Origin of the sequence: Amycolatopsis sp. NPDC024027 (assembly GCF_040638975.1) — a bacterium.
Classification (GTDB): Bacteria; Actinomycetota; Actinomycetes; order Mycobacteriales; family Pseudonocardiaceae; genus Amycolatopsis.
Window position 1 is genome coordinate 376,692 of record NZ_JBEZYY010000006.1, and the last position, 22,116, is coordinate 398,807.

The 22,116-nt window shown below is 71.2% G+C and carries 18 protein-coding genes; 10 read left to right on the forward strand and 8 right to left on the reverse strand.

Annotated features, from left to right (window positions below; genetic code table 11):
- Positions 1–72 precede the first annotated feature (72 nt).
- A complete protein-coding gene (locus AB0F52_RS18290) occupies positions 73–549 on the reverse strand; it encodes a MarR family transcriptional regulator (RefSeq protein ID WP_360171792.1) in 477 nt (158 codons plus the stop codon).
- Between the two features lie 78 nt (positions 550–627).
- Here AB0F52_RS18290 and AB0F52_RS18295 point away from each other — a divergent pair, with 78 nt between their 5' ends.
- The 5 genes from AB0F52_RS18295 (at position 628) to AB0F52_RS18315 (ending at position 4,839) form a co-directional block, all read left to right on the forward strand.
- Positions 628–984 carry a DUF6292 family protein gene (locus AB0F52_RS18295; RefSeq protein ID WP_360171795.1) on the forward strand — a complete coding sequence of 119 codons (357 nt, stop codon included), beginning with the start codon at positions 628–630 and terminating at the stop codon, positions 982–984.
- Positions 965–2,758 carry a thiamine pyrophosphate-requiring protein gene (locus tag AB0F52_RS18300; protein WP_360171798.1) on the forward strand — a complete coding sequence of 598 codons (1,794 nt, stop codon included), beginning with the start codon at positions 965–967 and terminating at the stop codon, positions 2,756–2,758. Before AB0F52_RS18295 ends, AB0F52_RS18300 begins: the two co-directional genes overlap by 20 nt.
- A 46-nt stretch (positions 2,759–2,804) precedes the next feature.
- A complete protein-coding gene (locus tag AB0F52_RS18305) occupies positions 2,805–3,116 on the forward strand; it encodes a hypothetical protein (protein ID WP_360171801.1) in 312 nt (103 codons plus the stop codon).
- Positions 3,113–4,111: an SDR family oxidoreductase gene (locus tag AB0F52_RS18310; protein ID WP_360171804.1), complete on the forward strand. Its 999-nt coding sequence runs from the start codon at positions 3,113–3,115 to the stop codon at positions 4,109–4,111. The genes AB0F52_RS18305 and AB0F52_RS18310 overlap by 4 nt, the downstream gene beginning before the upstream one ends.
- A 290-nt stretch (positions 4,112–4,401) precedes the next feature.
- Positions 4,402–4,839, forward strand: coding sequence for a hypothetical protein (locus AB0F52_RS18315; RefSeq protein WP_360171807.1), 438 nt, complete (start codon positions 4,402–4,404; stop codon positions 4,837–4,839).
- Positions 4,840–4,842: 3 nt separating this feature from the next.
- On the opposite strand, the gene AB0F52_RS18320 is transcribed toward AB0F52_RS18315, so the two are convergent.
- Positions 4,843–5,007, reverse strand: coding sequence for a hypothetical protein (locus AB0F52_RS18320; protein WP_360171810.1), 165 nt, complete (start codon positions 5,005–5,007; stop codon positions 4,843–4,845).
- Positions 5,008–5,091: 84 nt separating this feature from the next.
- On the reverse strand, positions 5,092–6,249 hold the full coding sequence (locus tag AB0F52_RS18325) for a helix-turn-helix domain-containing protein (RefSeq protein WP_360172061.1): 1,158 nt from the start codon (positions 6,247–6,249) through the stop codon (positions 5,092–5,094).
- Between the two features lie 175 nt (positions 6,250–6,424).
- On the opposite strand from AB0F52_RS18325, the gene AB0F52_RS18330 reads away from it, so the two are divergent.
- Positions 6,425–7,606, forward strand: a complete 1,182-nt coding sequence (locus AB0F52_RS18330) for an oxygenase MpaB family protein (protein WP_360171813.1) — start codon at positions 6,425–6,427, stop codon at positions 7,604–7,606.
- A gap of 24 nt (positions 7,607–7,630) precedes the next feature.
- On the opposite strand, the gene AB0F52_RS18335 is transcribed toward AB0F52_RS18330, so the two are convergent.
- The 5 genes from AB0F52_RS18335 to AB0F52_RS18355 form a co-directional block, all read right to left on the reverse strand.
- Positions 7,631–9,475, reverse strand: a complete 1,845-nt coding sequence (locus AB0F52_RS18335; protein ID WP_360171816.1) for an RICIN domain-containing protein — start codon at positions 9,473–9,475, stop codon at positions 7,631–7,633.
- A gap of 414 nt (positions 9,476–9,889) precedes the next feature.
- A complete protein-coding gene (locus AB0F52_RS18340) occupies positions 9,890–11,332 on the reverse strand; it encodes an arabinofuranosidase catalytic domain-containing protein (protein ID WP_360171819.1) in 1,443 nt (480 codons plus the stop codon).
- A 34-nt stretch (positions 11,333–11,366) separates the two neighbouring features.
- A complete protein-coding gene (locus AB0F52_RS18345) occupies positions 11,367–12,395 on the reverse strand; it encodes a LacI family DNA-binding transcriptional regulator (protein WP_360171822.1) in 1,029 nt (342 codons plus the stop codon).
- Positions 12,396–12,399: 4 nt separating this feature from the next.
- Entirely contained in the window at positions 12,400–13,764 is a 1,365-nt protein-coding gene (locus tag AB0F52_RS18350; RefSeq protein WP_360171825.1) for an RICIN domain-containing protein, read from the reverse strand.
- Between the two features lie 101 nt (positions 13,765–13,865).
- Positions 13,866–14,609 carry an FCD domain-containing protein gene (locus tag AB0F52_RS18355; protein WP_360171828.1) on the reverse strand — a complete coding sequence of 248 codons (744 nt, stop codon included), beginning with the start codon at positions 14,607–14,609 and terminating at the stop codon, positions 13,866–13,868.
- 414 nt (positions 14,610–15,023) lie between these two features.
- On the opposite strand from AB0F52_RS18355, the gene AB0F52_RS18360 reads away from it, so the two are divergent.
- Genes AB0F52_RS18360 through AB0F52_RS18375 form a run of 4 tightly spaced genes read left to right on the forward strand, consistent with a single transcriptional unit; the run spans position 15,024 to position 21,990 of the window.
- Positions 15,024–17,387 (forward strand): ricin-type beta-trefoil lectin domain protein, encoded by a 2,364-nt coding sequence (locus AB0F52_RS18360; protein WP_360171831.1) that lies wholly within the window; start codon positions 15,024–15,026, stop codon positions 17,385–17,387.
- A gap of 19 nt (positions 17,388–17,406) precedes the next feature.
- Positions 17,407–18,882 (forward strand): arabinofuranosidase catalytic domain-containing protein, encoded by a 1,476-nt coding sequence (locus tag AB0F52_RS18365; RefSeq protein WP_360171834.1) that lies wholly within the window; start codon positions 17,407–17,409, stop codon positions 18,880–18,882.
- 26 nt (positions 18,883–18,908) lie between these two features.
- The gene (locus tag AB0F52_RS18370; protein WP_360171837.1) at positions 18,909–20,882 is read left to right on the forward strand and encodes an alpha-L-fucosidase; all 1,974 of its coding nucleotides are present in this window, start codon (positions 18,909–18,911) and stop codon (positions 20,880–20,882) included.
- Positions 20,883–20,904: 22 nt separating this feature from the next.
- Positions 20,905–21,990, forward strand: a complete 1,086-nt coding sequence (locus AB0F52_RS18375; RefSeq protein ID WP_360171840.1) for a ricin-type beta-trefoil lectin domain protein — start codon at positions 20,905–20,907, stop codon at positions 21,988–21,990.
- Positions 21,991–22,116: the final 126 nt, after the last annotated feature.

Consider the following 22,116-nt stretch of genomic DNA (forward strand, 5'->3'; position numbering starts at 1 on the left):
GACCTCCGATCACGACCCGGCCGGCGCGGGGGGTACCCGCGATCCCCGTGGCCAAACTTCGTTCTGTCCGGTTTAGTTTGCGCGACGCAAAAGTGAGCGCGAATCCGATTCGTCCGCTTCGACCGCTCCGGCGAACCGCTCGAACGCGACGATCGCGGCCGCCCGCGTCGTGGGGTCGAGCCGGCTCAGGACACCCGTCAGCACCCGGCGGCGATCGCGGTCGACGCGGTCCACGAGCTGACGCCCCGGCCCGGTCGGCGCGAGCAGCGTTTCGCGCCGGTTCAGCGGGTTGGGGGCCTTTTCCAGCAGGTTCAGCGCGACCAGCCGATCACACGCCCGGGTGACCGACGACGGGTTCATCGCCAGCTCGCGCGCCACCCGGCCCATCGTGACCGGCGTCCGGTCGACCACCACCCGCAGCGCGCGGAACTGGGTCAGCGTCAGCTGCTCGGTGTTCCGCTCGACGGTCGAGTCGGCGATCAGCACCATCGCCCGCAACGCCGCCAAAGCCGCGTCGGCGCCGTCGTGCTCCTGCCACGTTTGCGTCACGCAAGTATGATAGCGGGCGAAAGCGGGTACAGCGATTCCGTGAGCGCCGACGGGACCACGAAAGGAGGCGTCCGCGCCGTGAAACCGGATCCCGGGCACGTCGAGGCCGCCGCCCTGCGCAACTACGTCGAGACCGTCGCCGAGCTGCTGCGCGTCGAACCGGCCGCGTCGTGGAGCGAACACGGCAGCCCGTCCACCGCCTACATCGCGCTGGCCGGCCGGCACGCGGACCGGTTCCTGATGTTGTCGTGGACCGACGGCGGCGGGTGGTGCCTGGCCGTGGAACCGGACGGCGCCGAAGAGCCCGCGGTCCTGGTCCGGTGGCCCGAACCGGTGCGGCCGCGGCCCGCGGTGGTCGCCCGCCGGGTCCACGAGGCGCTCACCGAAGCGGCACCGCACGCCAAAGGGAGTACTCATGAGCCAGACAGTCGGTGACTACCTGCTCCAGCGCCTGCGCGAGTGGGGCGTGGACCAGGTCTTCGCCTATCCGGGCGACGGCATCAACGGGCTCGTCGCCTCGTTCGGCAAAGCGGACAACCAGCCCCGGTTCGTGCAGGCCCGGCACGAGGAGATGGCCGCCTTCTCGGCCGTCGGCTACGCGAAGTTCAGCGGCAAGGTCGGCGTCTGCATGGCCACCTCCGGCCCGGGCGCGATCCACCTGCTCAACGGGCTCTACGACGCGAAGCTCGACCACGTGCCGGTGGTCGCGATCGTCGGGCAGACCGCGCGCAGCGCGATGGGCGGCAGCTACCAGCAGGAGGTCGACCTGCAGGCGCTCTTCAAGGACGTCGCGAGCGAGTACCTCGTCGAGGTCAACGTCCCCGAGCAGCTGCCGAACGCGCTCGACCGGGCGATCCGGACGGCCGAGTCGTCCCGCTGTCCGACCGCCCTGATCATCCCCGCGGACCTGCAGGAGGAGGCGTACTCGCCGCCGCAGCACGCGTTCAAGCAGGTTCCGTCCAGCCCGCCGAGCACGTCGTGGTCGCGGCCGGTGCCGGCCGAGGCCGACATCGACGCGGCGGCCGAGGTGCTCAACGCCGGCGAGAAGGTCGCCATCCTGGTCGGGCAGGGCGCGCGCGGCGCGGCCGAGGAGGTCCGCGAGGTCGCCGGGATCACCGGCGCGGGCGTGGCGAAGGCGTTGCTGGGCAAGGACGTCCTGCCCGACGACCTGCCGTGGGTGACCGGCTCGATCGGGCTGCTCGGCACCCGCCCGAGCTACGAGCTGATGCGCGACTGCGACACGCTGCTGATCGTCGGCTCGAACTTCCCGTACAGCCAGTTCCTGCCGGACTTCGGCCAGGCGCGGGCCGTGCAGATCGACCTGGACGGCCGGCTGATCGGGATGCGCTACCCGACCGAGGTCAACCTCGTCGGCGACAGCGCGGCCACGCTGCGCGCGCTCCTGCCGAAGCTGACCAGCAAGCCGGACCGGGCGTGGCGCGAGACGATCGAAAAGAACGTCGCCTCCTGGTGGGAGACCGTCGAGAGGGAAGCCGCCGTCGACGCCGACCCGGTGAACCCGATGGCGATCGTGTCCGAGCTGTCGAAGCGGATCCCGGAGAACGCCATCGTCACCGCGGACTCCGGCTCCTCCACCAACTGGTACGCCCGCAACCTCCGGATCCGCGGCGACATCCGCGGGTCGCTGTCGGGCACCCTGGCCACGATGGGCCCGGCCGTGCCGTACGCCATCGGCGCCAAGTTCGCCCACCCCGACCGGCCGGTGATCGCCCTCGTCGGCGACGGCGCCATGCAGATGAACGGCCTCGCCGAGCTGATCACCATCGCCCGCTACCACACCCTGTGGAACGACCCGACCTGCGTGATCTGCGTCTTCCACAACAACGACCTCAACCAGGTGACCTGGGAGCTGCGCGCGATGGGCGGCGCGCCCAAGTTCGAGGAGTCCCAGAGCCTGCCGGACGTCGACTACGCCGGGTTCGCGCTGTCCCTCGGCCTCGCCGCCGTCACGGTCGACAAGCCCGACCAGCTCGCTTCGGCCTGGGACACGGTGCTCACCGCGGGCAAGCCGGCGGTGCTGGACGTCCGCTGCGACCCGGACGTGCCGCCGATCCCGCCGCACGCCACCTTCGAGCAGGTGAAGTCGGCCGCTCAGGCGGTGCTGAAGGGCGACCCCGACGCCTTCCACCTCGTGGCGCAGGGCGTCAAGACGAAGCTGCAGGAGTTCCTGCCCGGCAAGAACCGGTGACCACGATCGAGCGGGTCGGTGCCCGGGCGGCGGCGCGGAGGATCCGGTGACGCGTGGGGTCGCGGCGGCGCGGGCGGTGTGGGGCGGCGGGATCCTGGCCGCTTCACGCTCCCTGCCGATTCCGCGGAAAGTGGCGCTGGCGTTGGGGATCCGTCACCTGGCGCAGGCCACGGCCGAGTTGCGGCGGCCGGACGGGGTGGTCGCCCGCTGGGGCTGGACGCTCGACGTGGCGCACAGCGCCAGCATGCTCGGCTTGGCCGCGGTGTCCCGCCGGTGGCGGACCGCGGCGCTGGCGAACGCGGTGGTCGCGGCCGCCTGGGCCCGCGCGGCCCGTACCGGAGAACGGAGGCAAGCATGAACCAGGTCGTCGTCGTGACCGGAGCCAGTGGCGGTATCGGCCGCGCCGTCGCGCGGGCGTTCGGGGCCCGGCAGGCCCGGGTCGCCCTGCTGGCCCGCGGGAAGGAAGGCCTCGAAGCCGCCGCGGAAGACGTCACCCGAAGCGGGGGGACGGCGCTCGCCATCCCCACCGACGTCGCCGATTTCGACCAGGTCGACGCCGCCGCCACCCGGGTCGAGCGGGAACTCGGCCCGATCGACGTGTGGGTGAACGTGGCGTTCACGTCGGTGTTCGCACCGTTCGCGGAGATCGAGCCGGACGAGTTCCGCCGCGTCACCGACGTGAGCTACCTCGGCTACGTCCACGGCACGATGGCCGCCCTGCGCCGGATGAAGCCGCGCGACCGCGGCACGATCGTGCAGGTCGGCTCGGCGCTGGCGTACCGCGGAATCCCGTTGCAGAGCGCGTATTGCGGTGCGAAGCACGCGATCCAGGGGTTCAACGAGGCCCTGCGCTGCGAACTGCTGCACGACGGCAGCCACGTCCGCACGACGATGGTGCAGATGCCGGCGGTCAACACGCCGCAGTTCTCCTGGGTGCGGTCCAAGCTGCCGCACCAGGCCCAGCCGGTGCCCCCGATCTACCAGCCGGAGGTGGCGGCCCGCGCGGTGTTGCACGCGGCCGATCACCCGCGTCGCCGGGAGTACTGGGTCGGCGGCAGCACCGCCGGAACGTTGATCGCGAACGCCGTCGCGCCGGGTGTCCTCGATCGCTACCTCGCCCGGACCGGGTACCGGTCCCAGCAGACGGGGGCGAAGAAGCCCGCCGACCAGCCGGAGAACCTGTGGTCGCCCGCGGATCGCGCGCGGGATTTCGGTGCGCACGGCCAGTTCGACGACAAGGCGACGCCGAGGAGCGTGCAGCTGTGGGCGAGCCGGCACCACGGTGCCCTCGCCGCAGCGGGGAGTGCCTTGGCCGCGACGGCGCTGGCGGTGTGGCGGCGAGCGCGGGCGTGACCGGGCTCAGCCCGGCCGGGCACCACCGCGGGCGCGCCGGAGCTTGACGGGCTGGAAGCCCTTCCACTCGTCGGCAGCCCGCATCGAGAACAGCCCGGCGGAGCTTCTCGAGCACGCCAGGAGGGGCGCGATCAGGAACGCCCAGAACCCGCTCCGCCAGTCTCCGGTCGCGAGGTGCCGCCGGACATCGGCCGAAAGGACGAGCCCGCGGCGGTCGAACCGCCCCTTCGGCCGAGGTGACCTGCCCGTTCCCTCCCCTAGCTTGATCGTCAGGCGGGGAGGAGGGGACCATGAAGTTCACCGCCAAGCGAGTCGTCGTCACCGCGGCCGTGGCCGGGGCCGCCGTGGTCGCCGTCGGGGCCACCGTCATCGCCACCGCCGCCGATCCCGTCGCGCCCGAAATCAGCAGCACGACCCCCGCCGATGCCGGGCACGAGAACGAAGGCAAGTACACCACCGGCGACTACGTGCTCAACGTGCACGAACTCGACGACGACGGCGACGGCATGACCACCGCCATCGGGCCGCACACCACCTACTACTCGAAGACCCTGCACGGCAGCGGAAACCGGAAGGCCACGGTCGTCAAGTTCTCGGCCGGGCCGGACTCCGACGGGCCGATCGTCTTCAGCTACCCCGTTCCCGCACCCGGCCGGGTCGTCGACTGCGTGGCCTCCGGGACCGAGGCGGCACCGCAGGTGCGGTGCGAAACCAAACCCGCGAGGTGATGGTCAGCCGCCGTGTCCCGGGCCGGTGTTCGCCTCCGCGGCCTTGGTGAACCCGGCCGGGACCTGCGGGGTGTTGACCGTTCTCACCAGGTCGGGCGTCCGCGGCAGGAACGCGAGGTCGCTCGTGCGGCGGCAGCGCCCCGGCACGTACCCGTCGCGCCGGATCACGTCGCCGGACGGTCGGCCACGGCCTGGTCGCCGGTGAACTCCGCGATGTGCTCCCGGGGCGGAAAGTTGTCAGCCGGCCGGAGATCACAGCCCGAGGGCGCTCACGAGCAGGGCGGCCACCGCGGCCCGGTGCTCGGGACTGTCCGCCCACCGCAGCCGGCGGCCGGCCTCGACGACCACGCCGAAGCCCGCGTGCACCAGCACCCGGGCCTGGCGGGCATCGAGTTCCGGGCGGGCTTCGCGCAGGTGCTGTTCCCACACGGCGATGTGCTCGCGCTGCGCGGCGACCAGCGGGCGGCGCAGGGCGTCGGGCAAGCCGGCGATTTCCGCGTTGGCCACGCTGTTGAGGGCACTGTGCTCGAAGCTGTAGGCCACGTACGTCGCCGTCAGGGCGCTCAAGGCGCCGTGCGGATCGGTCGTCCCGCGCAGGTTGTGCTCGACGGCCTGGGCCAGCAGCCCCGCGGCTTGCAGGCAGGCCGCCGCCAGGATGTCGGCCTTGCCCGGGAAGTACCGGTAGAGCGCGGACGGCACCAGGCCCACCGCCTCGGCGATCCGGCCGTTCGTCACGGTGGCGAACCCGTCCCGTTCGAACAGCGGGACGGCGGCCGCGAGGATCTCCGAACGCCGGGTCCGGGGCACCGGCGGGGCGGGGATCTCGACGAAGGGCGCGTGCGCCGCGGCGGGGCCGGTGGCGGCCACCCGCCGGGCCGCGGCCTGCAGCAGTTCCCCGACCCGGCGCCGGCCGATCGAGTTGTGGTGGGTCGTGACCGACCCGATGGCCCCGAGCGCCGCCACGGCCCGCAGGTGCTCGCCGGGCCACGGGTGCTCGCGCCGCACTGCCTCCGCCACGCGCTCGACGACCCGCGCGAACTTCCCCGCGAGCAGCCGGCGGTCTTCGCGCTCGAGGTACCGGGCCTCCCACCGGTACACGCCCCCGGTTTCCCGGTGGGCGACGGTCACCCGGGTGACGGCGGCGAAGACCTCCGCGAGGGCCGCGTCCGGAGCCACCTCGGCGAGGGCGGCGACGAGCCGGTCCGCCATGACGTTCGCGCACTCGGCGAAGAGCGCGTACTTGTTCGGGAAGTGCCGGTACAGGGCGGCCGCGGTGATGCCCACGCGCGCCGCGATCTCCTCCATGGACGCCGCGTGGTAGCCGCGCTCGCTGAACACCGCGGCGCCCGCCTCGACGATGAGCTGCCGCCGGTTGCGGGGCCGGACGGCCGCGGCCGGCTCGGCGGTCACCGCGGCCACCGAGCCGGGGTACGCGGGCATCGGGCCATGCGTGTCAGTCAACCACAGGGCCGCCGGGTCTTGCCGAGGCGCAAATCAGCTCCTATGTTAATGAGGAATCTCCTCTCAAGCACCGCTCATACCCAGTCTGACCGGCTACTGCCTACCAAGGAAGCTAGGTAAGTAAATGAGCAATCTCAGCAGGAGGAATGCCCTTTCGCTCGGCGTGGCGCTGGGCCTGGTGGGCGCGGCGAGCGTCGTCCCGGCCTGGGCCTCGGCGGCCGGGGCCGACCCGTGGTGGGTCTGGGACGACGAGGTGGACAGCCTGATGGCGGGGCTCGTCGACGGCGGCCGAGTCCCCGCGGTCAACACCGCCCTGCGGTCGTGGGTGGACAACGCCGACCCGCTGCCCGCCGGCCTGCCCGCCGACGTCGCCGCCTGGCTCCAGGGTGTCAACCGGCTGCCGTCCTGGGCCGACCCCGCCAAATTGCGCCGCGCCGCCGACTTCAACCGGCGCAAGGACACCTACCTGTTCGTGCTCTACGGCCTCGGCAGCGGCATCATGAGCACGGTGATCCCGCGGGAGGCCCGGTCGGTCTACTGGTCCGCGGGCGGCGCCGCCATGCAGGACCGCGCGGCCAAGACGTTCACCTTCGGCTACGACCTGAGCGAGGCGCACGCGTTCGAGCCCTCGGGCCAGTTCGTGGTCACGGCCAACAAGACGCGCCTGGTGCACGCCGCCGTGCGCCACCTGCTGCCGCAGTCACCGCACTGGCGGGCGGTCGCCGACGAGCGGGTGCCGATCAGCAACGGCGACATCCTGGTCACCTTCCACAGCCTCGGCACCTTCGTGCACCGGAAGCTCAAGGAGTGGCACGTCCCGATGTCCGCCGCGGACGAGGACGCCTTCCTGCACCAGTGGCAGGTCGCCATCCACCTGCTCGGTGTCCGGGACGAGTTCATCCCGAAGACGTGGGCCGAGGCGGACACGCAGTCGGCCCAGGTGCTCACGCCGCTGCTCGCCCCGACGCCCGAAGGCAAGGAACTGGCCGCGGACCTGCTCGGGCTGACCGCCCAGATCGACCTGGGCGTCACCCGCGGCTTCCTGAACGAGTTCGTGCGGTACGTGCTCAGCAACGAAGTCGGCGACTGGCTCGGCCTGCCGCGCGACTACGCGGCGGCCACCCTGATCCGCACCGGGTGGCCCGCGTACATCGCCTTCCGGGAAGGCTTGCTGCCCATCGCCCCGGCGGGCTTCTACCTCTTCGACCAGTTCATCCGCGCGCTCGCCATGCTGTTCCTCAACAAGGGCACGTCTTCGACGAGCACGCCCATCACGATCCCCACCGGCAACCGGCCCGGCGCCTGAGAAGCGCCGGCCCGGTGCCGGAGGTCAGGCCGGTCCCCGGCCCCACAGCCGCCAGGTCTGGTTGAGCGGGCTGTTCTGGGTGACCGGCTTGCACGTCCACTGGATCACCTGGGCGCGCGCGGCGGTGGAAACACCGTTGACGTCGACGCACTTGCCGCTGTGCCGGGCGACGAGCTGGTAGTCGTGGGAGTCGTTGCCGCCGTAGGTGACCCGCCGCGGCGAGAACTGCTGGTTCGTCGCCCCGTCGGTGCAGGTGCGCTGCTGGACGGCGGCACCGTCGGCGGCCGAGGCACCGGCGACTTCGAGGCACTTGCCGCTCTGCTGGTTGACGACGGTGTAGGTGCCCGCGGCGCCGGCCACCGGCCGGAAGTTCCACTGCTGCTGGGCTCCGCCGTCGCAGACGTCCTGCTGCTGCCGGTTGCCGTCGGCGGTGCCCAGGTCGGTGTTGTCCAGGCACTGCTGGGAATGCTGGGCGACCGCGACGGACTGGAAGCCGCTGTCCGACGGGGGCAGCAGGGTGATGCTCAACGCGTCGTCGACCGTGGTGTGCGGCAGGTTCACGGTCAGGGCGTTGCCGGAAACCGTGGCCACGGAGTCCTGGATGGTGACGGGGCTCTGGACCGCGGCCCCGCCGTTGTAGGGGATCCGCTGGACGATCACCCGCACCTGGTTGTTCTGGACGACGCCGGCGGTGGTGTCCAGCCGCTGCAGGGCGACCGCGACGTTCCCGGTCGTGCCCCCGCCGCCGACCAGGATCTTCGCCACCCCGGCCGCCTTCGTGGCGAAGGGATCGTAGCCCGGGCTGGGTTTGGTGGCCACGAGCTGACCGGTCTGCGAGGCGTAGAAGCGGTAGGCCCACCACTCGCCCTTGGGCTGGTACCGGCCCGCTGAGTTGCGGACGAGCAGGTTGCCGAGGTCGTTGTGCAGGTTGCCGCCGCTCGCCCAGTTGGCGCGCAGCCCGTCGGCGCCGGCGCGTTCGAGCCGGGCGATGTACCAGGCGCCGTCCCCGGGGTTCTGCTCGTTCGACGCCCCGTATTCGTTGATCTGGTAGGGCTTCGGGTGCGGGATGCCGCGCGAGCCGAGTGACGCGTCGGCCGCGGCGACGTTCGCCACCGGGTCACCCGGCAGCGAGTGCCAGCTGACGATGTCCGGCACCGTGTTCGAACCGCGCACGAAGTCGAGGTACTGCGTCCACCAGCTGCCCGAAGTGGACGGGACCCCGGCCAGGCTGGGGCCGACGATCGCCTGCGCCGGGAAGGCCGCCCGGATCCGCTGGTAGGCGCGCTGCCACATGGCGAAGTACTGGCTCTGCGGCCGGTTCCAGAACAGCGAGATGTTGGGCTCGTTCCAGATGTCCCACTCCACCGGGGCACCCGTCGCCCGCACGTCGCCGATCAGGCGGGTGAGGAAGTTGTCGTAGTCGGTCCAGTCGCCGTTGTCGCCGGGGAACCGGGAAATCGGGTAGCCGTCGGCGCCCCAGAGGTCGTGCACGAGCAGGACGAACTGCCCGCCGAGCGAGCGGGTGCGCAGCAGCTGGGCGCGGGTGGCGTTCCACCGCCGGTCGTACTTGCCCGACACCCAGCCGCCCGGGCTGTCGAGCTGCGCACCCCCGGCCCGCATCGCCTGGAAGTTCACGTCCCGGTAGAAGTGGTCGGGCGGACCCGCCGCGTTCTCGGTCATGCCGTAGATCCACCCGGAGGCCCGGTACGTGGGCGAGCCGCCGACGGCGGAGAAGTCGACCGAGACCGACTCGTCCGCGGCCTGGGCCGGCGCGGGGAGGGCCACGGCGGAAGCACCGGTCAGCGCACCGGTGATCAGGAGGGCGGCCAGGCCACGGCGAACGCGGGGCCGCTGACGCGAGAGGTCCACAGACGACTCCTTTGGCGGTGGACGTGCGGAGGACGACCCCGGTCATCGAACCGGTTCGACCACCAAGGAACGTACGCCGCAGGCAATTCACCGACAATCGGCCAAATGGAGGCGAACCGGTTCGGCGACGGTCCGCGAGGTCGCGAATGACTCATTCGCGACCTCGGGGGTCCCGAATGAGTCATTCGCGACGTTCGCTCCCTGCCGCAGCCGGCTCAGCGGCGCCCGGCGGCCACCACGTTCGCCTGCACCGCGCTCTCGGTCGCGTCCGACGGGTAGCCCACGACCCACCCAGACCTCCCCCGCCACCGCCGTCCGTAGTCACAATCCAGCTTCGGGGTGGCGGTTCACCGGAAGGGGCTTTCCCCGCGTCGCCAAGCCGCGGGGAAAGCCCCTTCCGTCCGCTCCAGCGGCTTACCGGTACCCGGCGGCCACGACGTTCGCCTGCACCGCGTTCTCGGTCGCGTCCGATGGGTAGCCCGCGACCATCGCACCTTCGTAGAACGTCCCCGCGCTCAGGTTCGCCCCGCCGCCGGGCTTGCAGCAGTCGCCGCCGCTGCCCAGGATGATCGCGCCCTGCTTCTTCATCGGGCTGTAGCCGCCGGGGAGGCCGCCGTCCCACATCGTCGTGAGGCTGCCCGACTGGGCGTTGCTGCCCTTGAGCGCGAAGCGGGACGTGCCGTTGTTCTTCAGCATCGCGGTGACGAACTTGCTCGGCAGCGCCCGCTGGTTCGGGTTCCACTGCTGGCTGCCGCCGGGGTACAGCCCCCACTCGAGGTCGGCCTGTACCCACGGGCCCGAACCCTGGCAGCCGCCGAACCAGCACTCCGTGCCGAAGTTGATCGCGTCCATCGCGCCGGCCGCGTCGGCCTTCCGGGTCGTTTCGCTGTTGCCGTAGTCGAAGCAGCAGCCGCTGTTGACGTGCGTCCCGCTGGTCACCATGTACATGCCCTCGGGAGCGCTGCCGGTCGGCACCCCGGTCGCGTGGCCGTCGCGCCAGTAGCTGTTGCCGGGGTTGATGTACAGCGAGTACGCCTTCGCGCCGCCGACCGTGAGCGACTCCGACGTGGCCTTCGCCGGACTGCTCTGGTTGGACCCCGGGACCACGGTCGATCCCTGGTACCACAGGTCGTTCCCGCGCCCGGACTGGTCGTAGACCACGGTGATCACGCAGGATGTGCCGGTGCAGAAGGAATCCTGGGCGGCCGCGTCGGCGGTGCCGCCCGCCGCCCGGACACCGATGTTCCGGGTCGTGTTGTCGGACGAGCGCCGGACCTGGTACAGGTTGCCGGCGTAGGTGCCGTAGAGCGCCCGGGCCGTGCTGTGCGCGGCGACGCACGGCGTGCCGCCGGAAGCGTAGATGTCGCACGGCGCCGTGCCGGACGGGTCCGGCGGGGTCGTCCCGCCGGTCCACTGCTGGTTGCTGCGGCCGTGGCAGGTCCACAGGACGACCGCGGTGCCGTTGGCCGTGCCGGCGCCGGTCACGTCCAGGCACAGCCCCGACTGGACGCCGCTGACCGTGCCGTCGGCGTTCTGCCGCCACTGCTGGTTCGCCCCGCCGTGGCACGACCAGATGATGGCGGCCGTGCCGGGCGACGTCCCACCACCGGAGGCGTCCACGCACCGCGTGCCGTTCATCGTCCGCAGCTCGCCCGCCGCGGTGAACTCGTAGGCCTGCCCGGCCGCGCCGGTGCAGTCCTGGATCTCCAGCGTCGCTCCCTGGGTGTCGGCGCCGCCCTTGACGTTCAGGCACCGTCCCGACGCCGCGCTCACCAGGGGCGCCGGCGCGGCCGAAGCGGGTATCGCCCCGGCCAGCGCCGTCACCACCATCGCGGCCACCACCACGAACACGCGCACGATTCCTCCTCGTCTTGTACAGACAGCAGCGGCGTCACGCCGACTTGCGCGGCACCAGCTCGGTGTCGAGCACCGTGCTCCGGCGCGGGGCCGCGCCGTCGATCATCGCCAGCAGTTCGGCGGTCATCCGGGCGCCCATCTCCTCGACCGGCTGGCGCACGGTGGTGAGCGGCGGGTCCGTCCAGCAGCTGATCGGCAGGTCGTCGAACCCGACGAGGGCGACGTCCTCGGGCACCTTCCGGCCCGCGCGGCGGAGCGCGCGCAACGCCCCGACCGCCATCATGTCCGAGGCCGCGAAGATCCCGTCGACGTCCGGACGGCGGCTGAGCAGCCGGGCCGCCGCGTACTCGCCGGAGGCCTGCCCGAAGTCGCCGCACACCACGAGGCTCTCGTCGTACCGGCCGGCCCGGGTCATCGCCTGCCGGTACCCGAGCAGCCGGTCGGCGCCCGCGGTCATGTCCTGCGGCCCGGCGACGGTCGCCACGACCTGGCGGCCGCCGTCGAGCAGCCGCTGGGTCGCCAGCCGCGCCCCGCCCTGGTTGTCGGCGTCGACGTACGGCAGCCGGCCCGTGCGGCCGGCCTGGACCGGCCGGCCGCCGAACACCACCGGGATGCCGAGCCAGTCCAGGTCGAGCGGGCGGCGGCCGTGCATGCCGACGACGAGGGCGCCGTCGACGTGCCCGCCGTCGAGGTACCGCACCACCGGCGACTGGTAGTCGTCGGCGGCCGGCACGGTGAGCAGCACGAGCTGCACGCCCACCGCGGTCAGCTCCCGCCCGACCCCCGCGGCGATCCGCGGGAAGTACGGGTCGGTGAACAACCGCGGCACTTCCTCGCAGACCACCAGGGCGATCGAGCCGGTGTGCCGCGCACTGCTCGCCTTCGCCGCCCGCTGCCGCGCGTAACCGAGCGCCTGCATCGCGGATTCCACCTGTTTGCGGCGTTCCGGGCTCACCCTCGGGAAGCCGTTGAGCACGCGGGAGGCCGTGGCGATGGACACCCCGGCCGCCCGCGCGACGTCGGCCAGGGTGGGCCGGAACCCCGACGGTTCGACGATGGACACGGGCTCAGGCGCGCTGGAGCTGGAACCGCTGGTTGGGGTTCCCGGTGAACGTCCACTGCGAGATCCGCGCGCCGTCGGCGGTCGAAACTCCCCAGACGTCCATCGCGAGGCCGCTCAACCGGTTCACCAGGCTCACCGCGCCGCTGCCCTGGTCGACCACCCGCCACTGCTGGGCGGTGGAGTTGGTGTCGGCCTGCTGGCTGATGTCCGCGCCGCTGTTGGCGTTCGCCGCCTGCAGCACGAGTCCGCTGTTGCGCGCCCGGACCCGGTAGTAGCCGTCACCGGAATCGACGAAGTCGAACTGCTGGCCGAGCCCGCCGTTGGCCGACTCCTGCTCGATGAGCGCGCCGGCCGCCGTCGAGGCGCCGGTGATCCCGACGAGCTTGCTGCTGTGCTGGGCCACCAGCTTGTAGTTCACGCCGGTCTGGACCGGCGGGTTCGGCGGCTGGGTGGAGGAGTCGAACTGCGTGATGAACTTCCACACCTCACCGGAGGTCCAGGTCTGCCAGCCGCTGCCGCCACCGTCGCGCGGGCCCGGGTCGTGCCCGCCGTCGAAGGCGGCCCAGACGACCGGGTACCCGGCCCGGCAGCCGGAGTAGGCGGTGACGATGTGGGTGCGGCTGCCACTGGCGGGCTCCGGCGGGTTCTGCGGGGTGCAGCCGTTGTTCCGGACGAACTGGTCGCGCAGCTGGCGACCGGAGGAGATGGGCAGGACGTTGTCGCCGATGCCGTGCATGCCGATGTAGGCGACCGGCTGGGTGCCGCCGCTGCACCCGCTGAGGTTCGCGCCGGAGTAGACGGCGACCGCGCGGAACACCGTCGGCCGGGCGCAGGCGAGGGCGTAGCTCATGGCGGCGCCGTAGCTGAAGCCACCGGCGAAGACCTGCGAAGTGTCGACGCACAGGGCGCTTTCGAGCTGCTTCAGCAGGTCGTCGATGAAGGTGACGTCCTGGCCGCCGGGGTTGGCCCAGCCGTTGCCGTTGCCCTGCGGGGCCACGAAGATCGTGTTGTTGCCCGAGCTGTCGGCCAGCCGCCGGAGCCCGTAGTAGGACCAGTTGTAGCCGTCGGTCCCGCCCGAGTCGACGTCGTTCATCGTCCCGCCCCGCCAGTGCAGGCCGACGAACAACCGGTAGGAGTGGTTGTTGTCGTAGTTGGCCGGGACCCGCAGGATGTAGCTGCGGTTCTGGCCGCCGCTGGAGATCGTGTGGTTGCCGCTCGCCAGCCCGGGCGCCTTCCCGCACCCCGCGGTGCCGGCGGCCGCGGTGGCCGGGGCCGCCGCGGCGGGCGGGGCGGCCTGCGCTGTCCCGCCTGCCAGCAAGGCGAGCACGGCTCCGATCACGGCGGAGGCGAACAGGGATCTCTTCACCATCACAGGGGCTCCCTCTGTCTACGGACGTCGTCGTCGTCCTCCCGGGCCGGGGAAGATCCCGGGAGCGTATAAGTCCACAATGGAATGTCTAGCGAGTGCGTTCACCGGCCGAAGAGCCGGCGCTGGATCTCCCGGCGGTAGTCCTCCAGGGTGTTGTCCAGGTGGACGCCGGCGGCGTGGGCCGCCGCGTCCGGGTCGCCGTCCCGGATCGCCCGGTAGATCGCGGTGTGCTCGTCGATCGCGCCCGCCGCGTGCCCGCCGATCGCGCCGGACATCCCGATGATGTTCGACTGGCGTTGCAGGCGGCGGGCTTCGCGCACGGACGCGACGAGGAACTGGTTGTGCGACGCGGCGGCGATCCCGGCGTGGAAGTCGTCGTCGCCCCGGTCGAACAGCGAGTACTGACCGGTCAGGTGGCCGTGCCGGCAGGTTTCGGCGGCGGCCTCGATCGCGCGCAGCTCCGCGGGAGTGGCGTTGGCCGCCGCCAGGCGGCTCGCCGCGGTCTCCTGGATCCGGCGGAACTCGAAGAGCATGTAGACGTGGTCGAGATCGGCGGGCATGAAGAACGCGCCCCACCGGGATCCGCCGAGCATGCCCTCGTCATCGGAGACATACAGCCCACGTCCTTTGTGCGCTCGCACCCGGCCGATGGCCGAGAGGATCTTGACGGCCTCCCGCACCATGGTCCGGCTGGTTCCCATCCGCGCCGCCAGCTCGTTCTCGGTCGGCATCCGGTCGCCGGGCCGCAGTTCCAGTTCGGCGATCAGCCGGAGGATCTGCTCCGCCACGACTTCGTAGCCGGGGCGGTACGGGACAGGCGGTGCTACTTCCTCGTCACGGGTCACGCAATGAGTATGACTCAGTAACTCCGGGCAGCACCTTACCTCGCCAACCCACCACCCGGTCAATCTTTGTCAGAGCGGATTGAAAGTTACATCCACAGCGCCGGGCGCAGGGGCGATACGGAGCAATGGGCCGCCTCCTCGCTTGACGCCGGGCAGGCGCACTGTTCTCATGGATCACCGACACACCAACGGAAACTCCCTGAGTCACGTCGAAACTTTCGATCGCGGTCCGAGCCTTGCCGCGTCGAATGAGTCGGACACATCCTGCCCGGTCCGCCACCGGACGGAGGCCGGCCCCGGCACCGCGCCGCGGGCGGCTGACCGCCGGGTGCCGGGTGCCGGTGCCGGTGATCAGTACACAGTGGACGGTTGGGCGCCCCCGACCGCCGCCTCGTTCCGGAGAGGTCCCCGCCCATGCCGTCGCGCATCGCCGCCGCGCTCGTCACCGCTCTCGTGGTGACCGCCATCGCCACCCCGTCCGCCCAGGCCGCGACCGTCACCATCGCCGTCGCCCCGAACGGCAACGACGCCAACCCCGGGACCCCCGACCAGCCGGTCGCCACCCCGGCGAAGGCCCAGGAGCTGGCCCGCGCCCAGTCGGCCGGCAACGACGTCGTCGTGCAGCTGGCCGGCGGGACCTACCGGCTGTCCGCCCCGCTGCGCTTCACCAGCGCCGACTCGGGGCAGAACGGACACACCGTCACCTGGCAGGCCGCCGCCGGCCAGACGCCGGTCCTCTCCGGCGGCAGCCAGGTCGGCGGCTGGTCGGTGCAGGACGCGGGCCAGAACATCTGGGTGGCGTCCGTGCCGCAGGGTGCCGACTCCCGGCAGCTGTTCGTCGACGGCGCGCTCGCCCCGCGCGCGGGGATCACGATCTCCCGCAACGACGTGCAGTTCACGACGTCCGGGATGACCATCACCAACTCCGCGCTGAACTACCTGGCCACGCTGCCGCAGCAGAACCGGATCGAGGTGGAGAGCCAGAACTCCTTCACCGACCGGTACTCCCCCGTCGACCACATCAGCGGGACCTCGATCGTCATGCAGCAACCCGCGTGGAACAACAACAACTGGGGCTACGACACCCTCGCCAAGCCGTTCGGCGGCGGCCAGCTGTTCCTCGAGAACTCGTACTCGTTCCTGAAGAACACCGGCCAGTGGTACCTCGACCCGCAGGCCGGGAAGCTCTACTACAAGGCGCCCGGCGGCTGGGTCCCCGGCAGCCACGACGTCGAGCTCCCGCGGCTGCAGTCGCTGCTGCAGATCGGCGGCACCCTCGACAACCCGGTGCGCGGCCTGGCCTTCAAGGGCCTGAACTTCGAGCACACCACCTGGCTGACGCCCAGCACGTCGGTCGGGTACGCGAACCAGCAGACGGGCACGTTCCTCCCGGCCGCGGTCCCGATGCCGGGCGACTTCCTGACGTCCTGCCAGTCCGGCTGCCGCCAGTTCGAGGGCGCCCGCAGCACCTGGGCCCAGGCACCGGCCGCCGTCCAGGTCTCGGCCGCCACCGGGATCACCTTCAGCGGCAACACCTTCACCCACCTCGGCCAGGTGGCCCTGGGCATCGGCAACGACGCGAACGCCCACGCCTCCGGCGTCGGCCTGGGCGCGTCGTCGATCACCGTGGACCACAACACCTTCACCGAGAACTCCGGCGGCGGCATCATCGTCGGCGGGGTGCGCGCCGACGCCCACCACCCGTCGAACTCCGCGATGACGATCCGGGACGTCACCATCTCGTACAACACGGTGAGCCGGGTCGCCCTCGACTACCGGGAGATGGCCGGCATCCTCTCGACCTACGCGACGCACACCGTCATCACCCACAACGACGTCTCGAACCTGACCTACGACGGCATCGACGTCGGCTGGGGCTGGGGCGCCAACGACCAGGGCGGCAGCCAGGACTACCGCAACCGCGGCCTGTACGACTACCAGCCCGTCTACTCGACGCCGACCACGCTGCGGGACACCGTCATCAGCTACAACCGGGTGCACGGCACGAAGAAGCTGATGCACGACGGCGGCAGCATCTACAACCTCTCCGCCAACCCGGGCAGCTCCTTCGACCACAACCACATCTTCGACAACAACCGCACGGTCGGGCTGTACCTGGACGAGGGTTCCCGCTACGTGACGTTGTCGGCCAACGTGATCCAGGATTCCGGGGTCTGGGCCTTCACCAACGCCAACGGGTCCAACAACACCAACGACAACACCTTCAGCGGCAACTGGTACAACGGCGGCGCGACCCAGGTGGCCACCGGCTCGCCGCACAACAACGTCCTGAGCGGAAACGTCCAGGTCAGCGGCACCAACTGGCCCTCGGGCGCCCAGCAGGTCATCGCGGCCGCGGGAACCGGCGGCGGGAGCGTGCCGGCCGCGGGCCCGGTCCGGGCGGTGGGCGCGAACAAGTGCCTGGACGTCAGCGGCGTCTCCACCACGCCCGGCGCGCAGGTGCAGATCTGGGACTGCAACGGCGGCACCAACCAGGCCTGGGCCCGGACCGCGGCCGGCGAGCTGACCGTCTACAGCGGCGACAGCACCCGGTGCCTCGACGCCACCGGCCAGGGCACCACCCCGGGCACCAAGGTCGTGATCTGGAACTGCAACGGGCAGGGCAACCAGCGGTGGCAGGTCACCGCGAACGGCACCATCACCGGTGTCCAGTCCGGGCTGTGCCTCGACGTCACCGGCTCCGGGACCGCGAACGGCACCGCGATCCAGCTGGCCACCTGCACCGGCGCGAACAACCAGAAGTGGACTCTCGGCTGACGAACAGAGGAGTTCGGCCATGGTCTTCCGCAAGCGTTCCTTGAGAAGAGCACTGCAGGCGACGGCGGCGGCGCTGCTGCTGACCGCCGGGGCCGTGGCCGCCACGGCGCCGGTGGCCCAGGCGGCCACGCCGCAGGCGTGCGATCTCTACGCCACCGGCGGCACCCCGTGCGTCACGGCGCACAGCACCACCCGCGCCCTCTTCGGGGCGTACAACGGCCCGCTCTACCAGATCCAGCGGGCGTCGGACCAGAAGTACCTCGACATCGGGCTGCTGGAGGCGGGCGGCTACGCGGACTCGGCCCCGCAGGTCTCCTTCTGCGCGGGGACGCGGTGCACGGTCACGAAGATCTACGACCAGACCGCGAACCACAACGACCTGCCGATCTCGTGGGGCGGGTTCTGGAAGGGCCCCGGCCCGAACGGGTCGGACGTCGGCGCGGACGCCATGGCGCTGCCGGTGACCGTCGGCGGGCACCCGGTGTACGGGATCAAGGTCACCCAGGGCGTCGGCTACCGGATCGACAACGCCAAGGGCGCGCCGGTCGGGGCCCAGCCGGAGGGGATCTACATGATCACCTCGTCGAACTACGTCAACCAGTGGTGCTGCTTCGACTACGGCAGCGGCGAGATCTCCCACAACGACACCGGCAACGCCACCATGAACGCCATCTACTGGGGCACCGCCTGCTGGTTCAACGGCTGCACCGGGACCGGCCCGTGGGTCGAGGCCGACCTCGAGAACGGCATGTACCACACCGGAACCGGGTCCAACAAGGACCCGAACAACCCGGGGGTGCACCACCCGTTCGTCAGTGCGTGGCTGAAGAACAACGGGACGAGCAACTTCACCCTGAAGTACGGTGACGCCACCACCGGCGGCCTCACCACGCCGTACTCGGGCGGGCTGCCGCGCGGCTACTCGCCCATGAAGCTGGAGCCGTCGATCCTGCTGGGCACCGGCGGGGACAACAGCGTCTCCGGCGTCGGCGAGTTCTTCGAAGGCGCCGTGACCAGCGGCTTCCCGACCGACGCCACCGAGAACGCGGTGCAGGCCAGCGTCATTGCGGCCGGTTACAGCACCGGCGGCGGCCCGACCAGCACCGGCGCGGTGCACGCGGTGGGCGCGAACAAGTGCCTCGACGTCAACGGCGTCTCCACCACGCCCGGCACCGCGGTCCAGATCTGGGACTGCAACGGCGGCACCAACCAGACCTGGACCCGCAGCGGCTCGAGTGAGCTCACGGTCTACGACGGCGGCAACACCCGGTGCCTCGACGCGAACGCCCGGGGTACCACGCCCGGCACCAAGATCATCATCTGGAACTGCAACGGGCAGAACAACCAGCAGTGGACGTTCAACGCCAACGGAACCGTGACCGGTGCCCAATCCGGACTGTGTCTCGAAGTCACCGGCTCCGGGACCGCGAACGGCACCGCGATCCAGCTGGCCACCTGCACCGGCGCGAACAACCAGAAGTGGTCCCTGGGCTGACCGAACTTCCGAAAGGGTTCCCCGCGATGTCTTCGTTCGAGCTGTCCAGGCGCAAGCTGATCGTGGTGGCCGGGGCCGCCGCGGCGGCCGGCGTGTTCCGCGTCCGCACCGCGTGGGCCACCGAAGGCCCCGGCAGCTACACGCCGAGCTGGTCCTCGGTGGACCAGCACCCGCCGGCCCCGGAGTGGTTCCAGGACGCCAAGTTCGGCATCTACTACCACTGGGGCGTGTTCAGCGTCCCGGCGTTCGGCAACGAGTGGTACCCGCGGAACATGTACATCGGCGGCTCCAACGAGAACAACCACCACAAGCAGGTGTTCGGCGATCCGTCGGCCTGGCCGTACCAGAACTTCATCAACGGCGCCCGGGACAAGGCGGGGAACTGGGTGCAGTTCGCGCCGAAGCTGAAGTCCGCGGGCGGGAACTTCGACCCCGCCGAGTGGGCCCAGCTCTTCGCCGACGCCGGGGCGAAGTTCGCCGGCCCGGTCGCCGAGCACCACGACGGCTACTCGATGTGGAACAGCGCCGCCAACGAGTGGAACTCGGTCAAGACCGGGCCCAAGCTGGACCTGCTGCGGCTGCACGCGGACGCCATCCGCGGGAAGGGCCTCAAGCTGCTGACGGCGCTGCACCACGCGTACCACTTCACCGGGTACTACGACCACGTGCCGAACCAGCCGACCGAGTCGCTGCGGCGGCTGTTCGGCCAGAACGGCCGGCCCGCGGAGAACCAGCTCTGGTACGACAAGCTCCGGGAGGTCGTCGACGGCTACCAGCCCGACCTCGTCTACCAGGACTTCAACCTGACCCAGGTCGACGAGGCGCAGCGGCTGAACTTCCTTTCGCACTACTACAACCAGGCCGTCGCGTGGAACAAGGACGTCGTCGCCACCTACAAGGACGGGTTCGACAACCGCGGGGAGGTCTTCGACTTCGAACGCGGCGGGCCGGGCGACCTGATGAGCCCCTACTGGATGACCGACGACAGCATCTCGAGCTCCAGCTGGTGCTACACCAACGGCATCGGCTACTACTCGATGAAGGCCATCCTGCACTCGCTGCTCGACCGGGTCAGCAAGAACGGCACCATGCTGCTGAACATCGCCCCGATGGCCGACGGCACCATCCCGGCCGGGCAGCGCACGATCCTGCTCGGCATCGGGAACTACCTCAAGCGGTTCGGCGAGTCCTTCTACGGGACCCGCGCGTGGGCCGTGTACGGCGAGGGACCGACGAAGATGGGCGGCGGCTCGTTCACCACCCCGGTGGAAGGCACGCGGACCGACGTGCGGTTCACCCGCAGCAAGGACAACACCGTGCTGTACGCGACCGTGCTGGGCTGGCCCGGGAGCACCTTCCCGATCACGACGCTCGGCTCGAACCGGGTCAACCTGGGCAACCTGGTCTCGGCCCAGCTGCTCGGCCCGGACGCCGGCGCGGCCACCGCCCTGCCCATGCCGGTCCAGGACGCTTCCGCGTTGCGCGTCCAGCTGCCTTCGGCCAACCCGCCGTTCGACGCGCCGGCGTACGTGGTGAAGCTGACCTTCTCCGGCCAGGTTCCCACCCCCGGCTCCGGTCCCCTGCCGACCGGCTGGTCGCGGATCGCGAACGTCGCCACCGGCCTGGTGCTGGACGGCGGCGGCAGCGTCGCGGCCGGCTCCCCGCTCAAGCAGTGGAACTGGGACGGCAGCACCAACCTGCAGTGGCAGCCGACCGACGCGGGCGGCGGCTACGTCCGGATCGTCAACCGCACCAACGGGCTGGTCGCCGACAGCCGGGGCAACACCGCCAACGGCGCCACCTGCGCGCAGACGGCGTGGACCGGCGCCACCAGCCAGCAGTGGCGGCTGGCCGGCCTGGGCAACGGCCGGTACCAGATCGTCAACCGGGCCACCGGCACGGCGCTCGACGGCATGGGCAGCACCGCCGCCGGCTCGAGTGTGGGCCTCTGGACACCGAACAGCAGCACGAACAACCAGTGGACCATCACCGCCGTGTGACGGCGGCCGGCGAGGAGACAGCATGCGTACACGATTCGGGTGGCTCGCCGCGGCCGCGGCGGTCTTGGCCGCTCTCCTGCCGGGCACCCCGGCCGCCGCCGAATCGAACGGCGGGGTCCGGGTCATGCCCTTGGGCGACTCCATCACCGAGGGGACCCAGGTGCCCGGCGGGTACCGGATCGGGCTCTGGCAGCGGGTCACCACGGGTAGCTATCAGGTGGACTTCGTCGGCTCGCAGTTCAACGGCCCGGCCACGCTCGGCGACCACGACCACGAGGGACACCCGGGGTGGCGCATCGACCAGATCGACGCGAACATCGCCGGCTGGCTGCGCACCAGCACCCCGCACACGGTCCTGCTGCACATCGGCACCAACGACATCCTGCAGAACTACAACGTCTCGGGCGCGCCGGCCCGCCTGTCCGCGCTGGTCGACCACATCACCGGGGCGGTGCCGGACGCGGAGGTCTTCGTCGCGACGATCATCCCGATCGCCAACAGCGGCCAGGAAGCCGCCGGGCGCACCTTCAACGCCACGATCCCCGGCATGGTGCAGAGCAAGCAGGACGCCGGCAAGCACGTGCACCTGGTGGACATGCACGCCGCGCTGACGGCCGCCGACCTGATCGACGGCGTCCACCCCACGGCCGGGGGCTACGACAAGATGGCCGCGGTGTGGTACTCGGCGCTGCAGTCGGTCCCGGGCAGCATCGGGACGTCCGGTCCGTCCACGGCGAGGCAGCTCTTCGGCGCGCAGTCGGGCCGGTGCGCGGAGGTCGCGGCCACCACCGACGGCACCCCCGTGCAACTGCGGGACTGCGGCGCACCGGCGTGGACGGCGACCGGCAAGCAGCTGACGACCGCCGGGTCCAAGTGCCTCGACGCGTCCGGACAGGGCACCGCCGACGGCACCCCAGTGATCATCTGGACCTGCTCCGGCCAGGCCAACCAGCAGTGGACCGTCAACGCCGACGGGACGATCACCGGCGCGCAGTCCGGCCGGTGCCTCGACGCGACCGGGCAGGGCACCGCCGCCGGTACCCAGCTGATCCTGTGGACCTGCAACGGGCAGGCGAACCAGAAGTGGGCGCTGCGCGCGGCCTCGTGACCGGCTCGTTCCCATTGCGTCCGGGACGCCGGGAACGCATTCGGAAAATCGATCACCGCCATCCTCTTTTATCCGGACGCCCGCTGTGGTTACATCAATGGCGATTCGAATGAGAGCGCTCCCAGA

Coding starts and splice junctions, on each gene's coding strand:
- AB0F52_RS18300 (WP_360171798.1), top strand. CDS start 965: ATGAGCCAGACAGTCGGTGACTACCTGCTCCAGCGCCTGCGCGAGTGG.
- AB0F52_RS18310 (WP_360171804.1), top strand. CDS start 3,113: ATGAACCAGGTCGTCGTCGTGACCGGAGCCAGTGGCGGTATCGGCCGC.
- AB0F52_RS18315 (WP_360171807.1), top strand. CDS start 4,402: ATGAAGTTCACCGCCAAGCGAGTCGTCGTCACCGCGGCCGTGGCCGGG.
- AB0F52_RS18330 (WP_360171813.1), top strand. CDS start 6,425: ATGAGCAATCTCAGCAGGAGGAATGCCCTTTCGCTCGGCGTGGCGCTG.
- AB0F52_RS18350 (WP_360171825.1), bottom strand. CDS start 13,764: ATGGTGAAGAGATCCCTGTTCGCCTCCGCCGTGATCGGAGCCGTGCTC.
- AB0F52_RS18360 (WP_360171831.1), top strand. CDS start 15,024: ATGCCGTCGCGCATCGCCGCCGCGCTCGTCACCGCTCTCGTGGTGACC.
- AB0F52_RS18365 (WP_360171834.1), top strand. CDS start 17,407: ATGGTCTTCCGCAAGCGTTCCTTGAGAAGAGCACTGCAGGCGACGGCG.
- AB0F52_RS18370 (WP_360171837.1), top strand. CDS start 18,909: ATGTCTTCGTTCGAGCTGTCCAGGCGCAAGCTGATCGTGGTGGCCGGG.
- AB0F52_RS18375 (WP_360171840.1), top strand. CDS start 20,905: ATGCGTACACGATTCGGGTGGCTCGCCGCGGCCGCGGCGGTCTTGGCC.